The sequence below is a fragment of the Serratia sp. HNCC26DJ206 genome (assembly GCF_057180605.1).
Map to the genome: position 1 here is coordinate 91,144 of NZ_JBXUGP010000022.1, position 12,455 is coordinate 103,598.

The following is a 12,455-nucleotide window of genomic DNA, read 5'->3' on the forward strand; positions in this document are numbered from 1 at the left end:
CCCTTTTTAATCTCCCTGCGCACAAATACATTCCAGCAGCACGCTGAACGCCGCTGCCATCTGCTCTTCCGGCACACAGGCAAACCCCATCAGCAGGCCGCGCCGGGCGCTAGGTTGCATGTAATAACGCGACAGCGCCCGCACTAATACCCCGCGCGTGCTGGCCGCGGCGGCAATGGCAACATCGTCAGCATCGTTGGGTAGATTGAGGATCAGGTGCAACCCGGCATTGCTGTTGAACTCACTCAAGGCCTGTTTACCCAGATGTTGTTCAATCAGCGCGGTAAGAAACGCGCGGCGTTTGGCATACAACAAACGCATACGGCGGATGTGGGCCGTGTAATGACCTTCCTGAATAAACTGTGCCAGCGCCGCCTGGATCAACAGGTGACCACCGCGATACAGCTCGGCATGAGCGATTTTGAACTCCTTCACTAGCGGTTTTGGCAGCACCATATAGCCCAACCGCAGGGCCGGATACAGCGTCTTGCTGAAAGTGCCGATATAAATCACCGGCGCATCGGCCTCTAATCCTTGCAGCGCCGGGATCGGCTGCCCGGAGAAGCGGAACTCGCTGTCATAATCATCTTCCACAATCCAGCTACCGGCATGGCGTGCTAACGCCAGTAGCCGTTGTCGCCGCGCCAAGCTCATCACCGAACCCAGTGGATATTGATGTGAAGGGGTGACGAACATCAGCCGTGGCGCACCGCTGGTTTGCTCCAGTGGCACCATACCTGCTTCATCCACTTCGCACGGGCAAATATTGACGTCGTTCATGCGCAGAATATTGCGGATCCCCCAGTAGCCCGGCTCCTCGATCCAGGCATCATCCCCTGGATTGCACAACATGCGGGTAACCAGATCGATCGCCTGATGAATACCTTCGGTAATCAGGATCTGTTCCGGCGAGCAGCGCACCGAACGTGCCACACGCAGATAGTCCACCAGCGCATGTTGCAGTTCCGGGCTGCCGCCTTGATTGCTGTAGGTCAGGCGCTGTGGCGTAGGGCGGCGGCTGATGCGTACCTGGATCTTACTGAAAATCTGGTGCGGGAAGGCATTAACATCGGGCACGCCGGGAATAAAAGCCCCCCATTGTTTCGGGCTGGCGCTGGCGTGCTGCAACAATGTGGCTCCACGTTTTGACAGCTCAACGCGCCGTGGCTCGCCATTTTCGCTAATCGGCTGGCTGGCGGTGGAAAGATAGCTGTCGGGCACCGTTTCTGCGACGAAGGTTCCACTTCCCTGACGTGAAAGCACATATCCTTCGGCCAGCAGTTGTTCGTAAACGGTTAACACCGTGTTGCGTGACAAACTGAGCTCCTGAGCCAGATCGCGCGACGCAGGCAAGCGGCTGGAAGGGGGCAGACTGCCATCCAGAATGCTGGTGCGGATCGCATTATATAGCCGCTTATGCAGCTTATCATCAGGCTGGTCGCCGAGGCGCTGCAATAACAGATCACCACTCAATGAGCGCAATTGGATCCCTCAAGTAAACGTAACTGGCACTGGATTATAGGGCCACATCCTGTGTAAATAAACATCATTGTTTCGTAGTTGTGAACAAAATTGACAACAGGCACTGTCCGGAGAGAACAAGATGAAAAACGCAGAACTGAATCAACGTCGCTTGGCCGCTACCCCACGTGGGATTGGTGTGATGTGTGGTTATTACGCAGAGCGCGCGGAGAATGCCACTTTGTGGGATGTAGAAGGTAATGAGGTTATCGATTTCGCTGCGGGCATTGCCGTGCTCAATACCGGCCACCGCCACCCGAAAGTGATTGCCGCGATTGAAAAACAGCTCAAAGCCTTCACCCATACCGCTTACCAGATTGTCCCGTATGAAAGCTATATCGCGCTGGCGGAGCGTATCAACCAGATTGCGCCGATCGATGGGGCCTGCAAAACCGCCTTCTTTACCACCGGGGCGGAAGCGGTAGAAAACGCGGTGAAAATTGCCCGCGCCTATACCGGCCGCCCAGGCCTGATCACCTTCGGTGGTGGCTTCCATGGCCGTACTTACATGACCATGGCCCTGACCGGCAAAGTGGCCCCGTACAAACTGGGCTTTGGCCCGTTCCCAGGTTCGGTGTTCCACGGCCAGTATCCGAATGCGCTGCATGGCGTCAGCACCGAAGACGCGATGGACAGCCTGGAGCGCATTTTTAAAGCTGACATCGACCCTAAACAGGTGGCGGCAATTGTGCTGGAGCCGGTACAGGGCGAGGGCGGTTTCAATATCGCGCCGCCGGAATTTATGCAGGCGCTGCGCACGCTGTGCGATCAGCACGGCATTCTGCTGATTGCCGATGAAGTGCAGACCGGTTTTGCCCGTACCGGCAAGCTGTTCGCCATGGATCATTACGCTGTGAAGCCCGATCTGATCACGATGGCGAAAAGCCTGGCAGGGGGCATGCCGTTGTCGGCGGTAGCGGGCCGTGCCGAGGTGATGGATGCGCCGGCACCGGGCGGGCTGGGCGGCACTTATGCCGGTAACCCGTTGGCGGTTGCGGCGGCGTTGGCGGTGCTGGAGGTGATCGAAGAAGAACAGCTGTGCCAGCGCTCGCAGCGTTTGGGCCAACACCTGGTGGAAGTGTTGCAGCAAGCACGTAAACATTGCCCGGCCATTGCCGATATTCGTGCTAAGGGTTCGATGGTGGCAGTGGAGTTCAACGATCCGGCCACCGGCAAGCCCTCTCCAGAGTTTACCCGTCAGGTGCAGCAAAAGGCCCAGGAAGAAGGGCTGCTGCTGCTCAGTTGTGGCGTGTATGGCAACGTGATCCGTTTCCTGTATCCGCTGACCATTCCTGACGCCCAGTTTAGCCAGGCGCTGGCGATCCTTTCCCGCGTGCTGGCCCAATAAGGAGCAAGAACGATGAAATTACAAAACCCCGAACTGCTGCGCAGCCAGTGCTTGATCAACGGTGAATGGTGCGATGCGCGCAGCGGCAAGCGTGAAGCGGTGATCAACCCGGCCACCGGTGCCGAACTGACCACGGTTCCACTGGTCAGTGCGGAAGAAACTCAGCAGGCGATTGCGGCCGCGCAGCAGGCACAAATCGGCTGGAAACAGCTGACGGCCAAACAGCGTTCGGCGCTGCTGCTGGCCTGGGCCGATAAAGTGATGGCGGCCCAAGAAGATCTGGCGCAGTTGATGACCGCCGAACAAGGCAAGTCATTGGCCGAAGCACGCGGTGAGGTGGCTTACGCCGCCTCGTTTATCACCTGGTTTGCCGAAGAGGCCAAGCGCGTCGACGGCGCGGTATTGCAGGCTCCACTGGCGTCGCAACGCTTGGTGGTGGTGAAGCAGCCAATCGGCGTCTGCGCGGCGATCACCCCGTGGAACTTCCCGGCGGCGATGATCACCCGCAAGGCCGCCCCGGCGCTGGCGGCGGGTTGCACCATGATCGTTAAGCCGGCTGAGCAGACGCCGCTAACCGCACTGGCGCTGGCTAAGCTGGCGCAGGATGCCGGTATTCCGGCGGGCGTGTTGCAGGTGGTGACCGGCGAGCCAGCACAGGTTGGCAAAGTGCTGTGCGACAGCCCGGTGGTACGCAAGCTGAGCTTTACCGGTTCCACCGAAGTGGGCCGCATTCTGATGGCGCAATGCGCACCGACGATTAAAAAGCTTTCATTAGAACTGGGCGGTAACGCGCCGGTGATCGTCTTCGATGATGCCAATCTGGATGCCGCAGTGGCGGGCATTATGGCGTCAAAATTCCGCAACAGCGGCCAGACCTGCGTATGCGCCAACCGGATCTACGTGCAGGACGGTATCTACGATCGTCTGGTGGATAAGCTGGTGGCCGCAGTGGAACAGCTGAAAGTGGGCGATGGCACGCAGGAAGGCACCACTCAGGGGCCGCTGATCGACCAGGGCGCGGTGGAAAAAGTGCAGAGCCACATTGATGATGCGCTGATCAAAGGGGCACAAATTGCCACCGGCGGGCAGCCACACGCGCTGGGCCGCACCTTCTTCCAGCCGACGGTGGTGACCGGTGTGACGCAGCAAATGCTGTTTGCCAAAGAAGAAACCTTCGGCCCGGTGGCGCCACTGTTCCGCTTTCATGATGAAGCAGAAGCCATCGCCATGGCCAACGATACCGAATTCGGCTTGGCAGCCTATCTGTTCACCCAGAATGCGGCACGCCAGTGGCGGGTACCGGAGGCTTTGGAATATGGCATGGTGGGCATCAACACCGGGTTGATTTCCAATGAAGTGGCGCCGTTTGGCGGTGTGAAACAGTCAGGACTCGGACGTGAAGGATCACGTTACGGCATTGAAGAATATCTGGAGCTGAAATACCTGTGTATCGATGTGAGCTGTTAACCCCCTGGACTTCAACATTTCCCGGTGGCCAGTGCCACCGGGATTCAAAGGATGAACTATGCCTTCCGAAAACATCGCTATTGCCTCGGCGACTGCCGCCGGGGAGCGGGCACTTGCACCCGCCAAATCACTGAGTTTCCTCGAAGGAGTCGCCATGATCGTCGGTACCAACATCGGTGCTGGCGTACTTTCCATCGCCTACGCCTCCAGCAAGGCGGGCTATTTACCCCTGTTGTTCTGGCTGGTGCTGGTCGGTTGCCTGACCACCATTACCATGCTTTACGTGGCTGAATCGACTCTGCGCACTCAAGCGCATCTGCAACTGAGCGGTTTAGCCCGGCGCTATGTTGGTGGCTTTGGCTCCTGGCTGATGTTTGCTTCGGTCTGTGTCAACAGCGTTGGCGCACTCACCGCCTATATGACCGGCAGCGGCAAACTGCTGCAATCCCTGCTCGGTATTTCCCCCGCCCTCGGCAGCCTGCTGTTCTTTATCCCAGCCGCGCTGGTGCTGTATCTGGGCCTGAAAGCTATCGGCCGTGGTGAGAAATTTATCAGCATCGGCATGGTGGTGATGATTGCCACCTTGGTGATCGCGACGCTGCTGAAAGAGACCACTCAGATGCGCAATCTGCTGGACGGTGACTGGCGCTTTATGGTGCCGGTGTTCAGCGTGGTGGTGTTCTGCTTTTCCGCGCAGTACATCGTGCCTGAGATGGCGCGTGGTTTCTCAGATAAGCCAGCGCAACTGCCGAAAGCGATTATCGTCGGTATGGTGATCACCTTCGTGTTGCTGGCGGTGGTGCCGATGTCGGTGATTGCTCTCAGCGGGCTGAATAATATTTCCGATGTTGCCACCATTTCCTGGGGCCAGGCGCTGGGGCAATGGGCCTTCTTCTCGGCCAACATCTTTGCGCTGTGCGCGATGCTGACCTCTTACTGGGGATTGGGTGGCAGCTTTCTGACCAATATCTTTGATAAGTTCCGCTTGGGGGATGATGAACAACCTTTCCGCCGCTTCAGCGTGCTGTTGCTGGTGGTGTTACCGCCGTTTGCCTTGGCGTACAGTGGCCTGGTTTCCTTCGTCAATGCGCTGTATTTCGCCGGGGTATTCAGCGGCGTGATCCTGTCGATCATGCCGATGCTGATCCTGCGGGGAGCACGTAAATCTGGCGATCAGGTGCCGCTCTGGCAGTGCAACTGGATCACCCATCCCATTCTGCAAGTGAGCATTGTGCTGCTGTACATGGGCGGCGCGGTGTATGCCATTGCCTCGTTATTTGGTTACTTGCCTGCCGGGTGGTGACGCTTTCCCAAAAATGATGTTGTGTTTCTCAGCGATGAGAACGGCAGTGCCGTGGCCGCAGTGCTGGTCAGTTAAGCACTGCGGCCAATGTTAAGGGCAGTACTCCCTGCGGATTGACTCTTGTCCACATTTTAAGAGAGGGATCACTGCTGAACGCTGAATAGGTGGTTTAAAATGGATGCGAATCGTTCGATTTGACCATGTTGAGCTATCGAGTCGTTTTCAACGTATATTATTGCCATTTTTGAGTTGCACCATTGGCTTTTTAATTATGAAAGACCCAAGTGTTAAATTAATTGTTATAAATTTAACACGAAAAAGGAGTTAAAAAATGAGTCACCCATACAAAGAATGCCCAACGTATGAAACATCACATTTTATAATACGCCTGATTTCAGAGAATGACGCGGAAGGTTTATTGAAATGTTATTCAGATGTAAACTCCAGGCCGCTATTCAATTCAGATATGTGCATGGGGAATTTCAATTTCAATACGATAGACGAAATGAAAGGCGCAATAATAGGCTGGCTGGGTTGTTATGAGCGTGAGGAGTTTATCAGGTATTCAATTGTGAATAAAGAAACCAGTCTTGCCGTCGGTACAATAGAAATGTTTGGCGATGATAAAGTGAAGACAGGGGTTTTGAGGTTGGATATATTATCAGAATATGAAAGAGAAATATATCTAACGGAAATATTATCTTTATGTTCTGAAAATTTCTTTGATGAGTTCAGCGTTGAAAAAATAGTGACCAAAGCCATTCCTATAGCTAAAGAAAGAATACATTCTCTGGTGGCGCTTGGGTTTGAAAAATATGAATTTCCTGATAGAGAGAACTATTATGCATTGTCTAAATAGACCACTAGTTTAAACTAGGAGTGCACCAATCTGACCCAGTGAGCGGCAAATACTCTGGGCCAGTTTAGAGATGTACCGATACTCTGCTCTAGCCTTAACTGATAAACATTCGGCATTAACCCCGCACTTTTTCCGGCAGCGCCAGCCAGGCCTGCACCGAAGGGCGTTGCCACTGCCGTTGTGCATAACGACGCAGGCTCTCAGGCACGTCGTCACCATGTATCACCAACCGGTTGAGCATCAGGGCCAAATCGGTATCGGCGATGCACCACTCGCCAAAGAGATGATCCTGGCCGTGACTCAACAGCTTTTCCGCAGCGGCGATCAGCTTCTGCGCTGCCTGCTGGGCGGCGGTGCTCAGCGGGGCGAATTTACCTTGGCTGAAAATGACCTCTGTCGGGCGTTCTGCGCGCAGCGGCAGCAGATCGCTGCGCAGCCAGGCCTGAATCTCACGCGCCTTGGCGCGCTGTTTGACATCGCGTGGGTAGACCGGATGGGCAGGGTGGATCTCTTCCAGATATTCATCAATGGCGGAGGATTCGGAAAGATGAAAATTATCTATCACCAGCGTGGGTACGCGGTGGGTCAGCGACAGCGCGCCGTAGGCTTGGCCCTGGTTTTCCCCCTGCGATAAATCTACGGGTCTGATAGTAAACGGCATACCCTTTTCGGTTAGGGTGATAAATACCGACATGGCGTAAGGACTGAAAAAATGTGCATCTGTGTAAAGTACGGCAGCCGATGGATTCATAGGTGATCCTGATGATTAAAGAGGAACGGAAATCATTGGTGAAAAAGAAAACCAAATCAAGACACTGTGCCGATGATAAAAAGTAATACGGCATTAGGCTGATTAATGGATCGATTACGAATCACTGACGAGCACAATGCCCAGCCGATCGATCAAACCGACAATCTGCTGGCTATCCAGTTGCGCCCCCTCCAGATCGACTTGGCGGAGATCCAGTTCACCCAACTCGGAGCCGGTAAGATTACAGTGATTGAACGTGGCGGCCCGCCAGTCGAAATGGTTGAACTCGCCGCCGGAAAGGTCTGAGCCGATAAAGCTGGCACCGAGCACGTTGGTACCGTTCCAGCGGTTTTCCCACAGCTCACATTTTTCCAGCACCACCTTGGAGAAGTTGGCATAGCTCAGGTTGTTTTTGATGATGAAGGCGCTGCAAAAATAGCTGCGCTGAGAAATCATATTCATAAAGTTGGCACCGCGAAAATCGGCCCCTTGCACTTTGCACTCGCGGATCTCCAAACCTAATGCGCTGCTATTCCTGAAATCCGCCAAGGAGAGATCGCAGCTTTTGAAGCTGGCATCTTTCAGCACCGCACGATTGAAGGAACAGCCGAGCTGGGTGGCTTCATCATAGAACAGGCAGCCGAGAAACTGGGTATCGGTCAGGTCGGCACCCGAAAAATCACAATTGAGGAACTTGCCGTTGGTAATGGTTTCACCGCGAAACCGCTCGCGTTCGATCCGTGTGGATTGCAGGACTATGGGTTGCATTGTATCACCTGTTTTTTTATACAGCTTTTAGGATAGTACCTGAGGTAGGTGATGAAAGGAAACGGCTTTCTTTGCTCAGTAATTACCAATCTTAATTTGAAATGCTGCGGATATACCTTGCAGTATAAGCGCTTATAAATCATTATTGAAACGTCGTTTCACTTCCACTCTTCAGGCCAATTTTGAACTTACCTGCGGCACTGCGCCAGAGCGTGACCAACATGCGTTGGTATGCCAAACGAAAAAGCTATCGGGTGCTCTTCTGGCGCGAGATTACCCCGTTGGCGCTGCCTATCTTTTTAGAAAATACCTGTGTATTGCTGATGGGGGTGCTGAGCACTTTCCTGGTGAGTTGGCTCGGTAAGGAGGCGATGGCCGGGGTTGGCCTGGCAGACAGCTTCAACATGGTGATTATGGCCTTTTTTGCCGCGGTCGATCTGGGAACCACGGTGGTGGTGGCCTTTAGCCTCGGCACTCGGGATCGCAAACGGGCAAGAGCGGCGGCGCGTCAATCGCTGGTGTTGATGACCGCATTGGCGATATTGCTGGCGGTGGTGATCCACCTGGCTGGTGAACAGATTATCAATGTGATTGCCGGGGCTGCCACGCCTGAGGTTAAAGCGCTGGCCCTTTCCTACCTGCAAACCACGGTGTGGAGCTACCCGGCGGCGGCGATTGCGCTGATTGGCAGCGGAGCGCTGCGTGGGGCAGGGAATACCAAGATCCCGCTGCTGATCAATGTCGGCATGAATATCCTCAATATTCTGATCGGCAGTACGCTGATCTATGGTCTGTTTAGCTGGGATGGGCTGGGTTTCGTCGGCGCTGGCCTGGGGTTGACCATTTCCCGCTATATTGGCGCGATCGGGATTATTTATGTGTTGATGATCGGCCTGAACCCGGCACTGCGTATTTCATTGAAGAGCTATTTCACCCCGCTGAACAGCAATATCCTGCGCGATGTACTGGGGATTGGGATCCCTGCCAGCATTGAGTCGGTGCTGTTCAACTGCGGAAAATTACTGACGCAGATGTTTGTTGCCGGTATGGGCACCAACGTGATCGCCGGTAACTTTATTGCCTTTTCCATTGCTGGGCTGATTAACCTGCCGGGAAGCGCTCTGGGGTCGGCCTCAACCATTATTGTCGGTAAACGCTTGGGCAAGGGGCAGATCGCTCAGGCCGAGAAACAACTGCGCTACGTGTTCTGGCTGGCAACCGTCGGCTTGACGATCCTGGCCTGGGGAACCGCGCCGTTCGCCGGGCTGTTTGCCTCTTTTTACACCCAGGAAGAAGATGTGAAAGAGGTGGTGAAAATCTTGATCTGGCTGAACGCGGCGTTTATGCCGATCTGGGCGGCCTCCTGGGTATTACCTGCCGGGCTGAAAGGTGCTCGCGATGCTCGCTTCACCATGTGGGTCTCAATGTTGGGCATGTGGGGCTGCCGTGTGGTTGCCGGCTATACCTTGGGCGTGCTGCTCGGTATGGGCGTGGTCGGGGTCTGGTTGGGGATGTTCAGTGACTGGGCGGTGCGCGGAGCGTTCTTCTATTGGCGCATGGTCAGCGGGCGCTGGCTGTGGAAGTACCCGCGCATCAAAAAAACTCCGCCTGCAATAGCCGAGAATAAAAAACCGGCTGAGTCATCAATCCCATCTGATGCAGGTGAATAACACCTGCATCAAAGATATCTAGGCTACCTCTGGGATCTTCTCGTCGATGCTGACAAACAGGCGCGCATAAGCGGTTTCGCCGAGCACCTGAAAAACGTGGAATTTTTGTTCCAGCAGTAATATGCCAAACACCTGTAAATCACCCAACACTCTGATTTCCACCGGCTCCAGCTGTGAACCCTCTTTGCAAAAGACGCTATTAAGATGGTTCATCTCGATCATCAACGCATTAATGCCATTCACACGGGCAGGGACCTTTTCCGTTATCCATTCTTCAGGCGTCAGCACATAGTAGCGCCAGCCTGCATTTTTCAATGCCTCGATAATATAGGTCAGCCGATGCAAATCTGGCTGCTGCTCGATAGGATCTACCCAGGAGAAATATAAATACTGCACCCGCTCATAGAGCCTGCTTTGCATGCCTAATTGACGCCCGCGTGCGATCAGCCAGGCTATTTCTGGCGCGACTTGTTTAGGAAAACGTTTCTGTTTTTGTGCCGTGATGAGCCAGCGTAGTAAGAAAAGATGTCCATCCAATAAAGAAGTCACCTTCCCATCTTGTTCAGCCAGCTTCATGGCAACCTGAGCACAAAAAGCAAAGTGGGCTAATTCCCGGTTTTTATTATCGATATCAGTCATAACCAATGCCGTAAAAGAAGAACTATCATGTTGAACATAAACTTTCTGGTGAATTCCCCAACCTCTTGGTTGCTCATCTGGGTTTCAATGGGGGAAAAGATTTCGGGAAGCCAAACCTCGCTTCCCGAAAAGTGACTATTTCTGCGCCGTTAACTCGGTCAGTTTTTCCAGCGGCGCTTTTTGCCCTAACGGATTATTGCCCCAGCATTGCTCGTATTTCCAACCCGTCAGTTCTTCGATAATGGCACGGTGAGCCGGGGAGATATCCACCATGGCTCCTCCTGCTTTAATCCGCGCAATCTCTTCTAGCAGGATCATATGGCTCTTTCTATCCAGCTTCATTTGCGTGGTGTAGAAAATCGCCACTATGGCCAGCGCTATTACACCAATGGCAAACACGCCGACAATCGCCTGTACTGCTATTTCCGGCTGCACTGATTGCCCTGAGACAAAGCCAAATTTGCTGAGCGTCCAACCCATGGCGAAGACGATGATAGAGCGCACCATTTTCCCGGCGAATGTCATGGCACCAGCATACAGCCCTTCACGACGACGCCCGGTCAGCACCTCATCCACATCCGCCAGGAAGGTATAAACGGTCCAAGGGATGTAGTAGATCCCGCCGGTGCTCAGGCCAAAAACAGCGGTGATAGCAAACAAGACGATCACGGTGGCAGTATCTGACCAACCGGTAAAGTAGAGCGCTGCGTAAGCAATAACGCTGACAATCACTACCTGCAAGGCGATGCGGAACGGCCGGGCAAAGCCCATTTTTACGCAGATGCCAATAAAGAATGCGGTTGAAATCAGCTGCATCACCGAACTGAAACTGTTGAGTTGCGAAACCAGCACGGCACTTTGGCGTAAGCCGAAGATGATGAAATAGGTAAATGAAGACGCAAACAGCCATTCTGCGCCGAAGCCGAACAGATACATCCCCAAATGCTTGCGGAAAATACGTAAGCGGAAAGTGGAGATCATATCAATACAGAGTTTCTTCAATGCTTGCCCCAGGCTGCTGGTGGTTTCTTTTACCACTTCGCTGGCCGGGCGTTCCCACGAGGAGACATACAGGGAAATCATGGCGAGACACATGATTGCGCCGTAGGCGATGCCGGTATAAAGGAACGGGGTTGGAGAGTCTTTACCGTAGATAGCAATGAACTGGCCAGGAATAAAGGCCGCCATAAAGTTAGCGATTTTACCAAAGATCGCTTTTGAGCCAGTCAGCTTGGAGCGTTTGGCAAAATCCGTGGTCATTTCTGTCGCTAGGGTTTCGTACGGCACCATGATTGAGGTGTAGATCAATTCAAACAGGGCGTAGGTGAGCAGGTAATACCAAAACCCGAAACCGCTCATCCACAACATCGGGTAGAACAGTACCAGAGGGATCCCGAGGAGGATGAAGAATCGACGGCGGCCAAATAGCCGGCCAAGCCGTGTGTTGTAAAAGTTATCTGTGATGTAACCCATGATCGGGTTGCTGACGGCATCAAGAATACTGGCCAGAGAGAAGATGGCTGCGGCTTCTACGACAGAAAGGCCACAAAAGGTCGTATAGAAGTACATCAACCAGGCACCGCTGATCGCCAGCGCGCCACTTCCGAGTAAGTTCGCACTACCGTATGCGACCGTATGCCTGACTGTTATCTGCTTTTCCATGTATCCGCCATATATAAAACACTGTTTCAATTTATCTGACACGTTGTTTCTTTATATTACTGTTGTGGGGTGGGAAACGAGATGGGGATCACACAACAGCGTTTTGCACAGAAAAGGTTCAGGGGGGTATTTTGAGAGGCTTTCAGTTTTTTTTTAAATAAAAAACAATAAAAATCAAGTTATTGTGATTTTTTTGCTCTGTTGAACGAAGGGAGAGGTCAGTTAGCCTAACCTGTAAAATCGTATTTTTTGTGATTTATATCACAAAAATATTGAAATGCCGTTTTGAAAAGAGTAGATTCATTTGTGTGACGCAGGTCACACTAAAAGACACTAAGTACAACTGAGGAAACGACCATGAAAATCATACTGACTATCTCTAAATTTTTCGACAAGCTGGACGAAGCCTACTCTGATTTATGCAAGCGGATTGGCTCAATTGTATCACCTTTCTGATCTAAGCCATC

General features: G+C 53.2%; 10 protein-coding genes. 5 read left to right on the forward strand and 5 right to left on the reverse strand.

All coding sequences use genetic code 11. The features are described from left to right. Nucleotides 1-6: 6 nt before the first annotated feature. Nucleotides 7-1,482, reverse strand: a complete 1,476-nt coding sequence (gene pdxR / locus AC2A1E_RS15900) for a MocR-like pyridoxine biosynthesis transcription factor PdxR (protein WP_484384544.1) — start codon at nt 1,480-1,482, stop codon at nt 7-9. Nucleotides 1,483-1,603: 121 nt separating this feature from the next. Between pdxR and AC2A1E_RS15905 the strand changes: the two genes are divergently transcribed. The 4 genes from AC2A1E_RS15905 to AC2A1E_RS15920 all read left to right on the forward strand — a co-directional run bounded on the left by AC2A1E_RS15905 (nt 1,604) and on the right by AC2A1E_RS15920 (nt 6,498). Next, the gene (locus AC2A1E_RS15905; RefSeq protein WP_484384545.1) at nt 1,604-2,869 is read left to right on the forward strand and encodes a 4-aminobutyrate--2-oxoglutarate transaminase; all 1,266 of its coding nucleotides are present in this window, start codon (nt 1,604-1,606) and stop codon (nt 2,867-2,869) included. A gap of 12 nt (nt 2,870-2,881) precedes the next feature. Continuing rightward, nucleotides 2,882-4,336 (forward strand): NAD-dependent succinate-semialdehyde dehydrogenase, encoded by a 1,455-nt coding sequence (locus AC2A1E_RS15910; protein WP_484384546.1) that lies wholly within the window; start codon nt 2,882-2,884, stop codon nt 4,334-4,336. Between the two features lie 58 nt (nt 4,337-4,394). Further along, nucleotides 4,395-5,639: an aromatic amino acid transport family protein gene (locus AC2A1E_RS15915; protein ID WP_484384547.1), complete on the forward strand. Its 1,245-nt coding sequence runs from the start codon at nt 4,395-4,397 to the stop codon at nt 5,637-5,639. Nucleotides 5,640-5,970: 331 nt separating this feature from the next. Beyond that, nucleotides 5,971-6,498, forward strand: coding sequence for a GNAT family N-acetyltransferase (locus AC2A1E_RS15920; protein WP_484384548.1), 528 nt, complete (start codon nt 5,971-5,973; stop codon nt 6,496-6,498). A gap of 115 nt (nt 6,499-6,613) precedes the next feature. Here AC2A1E_RS15920 and yfcF read toward each other — a convergent pair whose 3' ends face one another. After that, a complete protein-coding gene (yfcF, locus tag AC2A1E_RS15925; protein ID WP_484384549.1) occupies nt 6,614-7,249 on the reverse strand; it encodes a glutathione transferase in 636 nt (211 codons plus the stop codon). 114 nt (nt 7,250-7,363) lie between these two features. Beyond that, complete coding sequence (locus AC2A1E_RS15930; protein ID WP_484384550.1) at nt 7,364-8,017, reverse strand: Qnr family pentapeptide repeat protein; 654 nt, start codon at nt 8,015-8,017, stop codon at nt 7,364-7,366. A 182-nt stretch (nt 8,018-8,199) separates the two neighbouring features. Between AC2A1E_RS15930 and AC2A1E_RS15935 the strand changes: the two genes are divergently transcribed. Beyond that, nucleotides 8,200-9,687, forward strand: coding sequence for an EmmdR/YeeO family multidrug/toxin efflux MATE transporter (locus tag AC2A1E_RS15935; protein ID WP_484384551.1), 1,488 nt, complete (start codon nt 8,200-8,202; stop codon nt 9,685-9,687). 18 nt (nt 9,688-9,705) lie between these two features. Here AC2A1E_RS15935 and AC2A1E_RS15940 read toward each other — a convergent pair whose 3' ends face one another. Both AC2A1E_RS15940 and AC2A1E_RS15945 read right to left on the reverse strand, forming a co-directional pair. Then, the gene (locus AC2A1E_RS15940) at nt 9,706-10,326 is read right to left on the reverse strand and encodes a DUF2913 family protein (RefSeq protein ID WP_484384552.1); all 621 of its coding nucleotides are present in this window, start codon (nt 10,324-10,326) and stop codon (nt 9,706-9,708) included. A gap of 135 nt (nt 10,327-10,461) precedes the next feature. Beyond that, nucleotides 10,462-11,988, reverse strand: a complete 1,527-nt coding sequence (locus AC2A1E_RS15945) for an MFS transporter (protein WP_484384553.1) — start codon at nt 11,986-11,988, stop codon at nt 10,462-10,464. Nucleotides 11,989-12,455 lie beyond the last annotated feature (467 nt).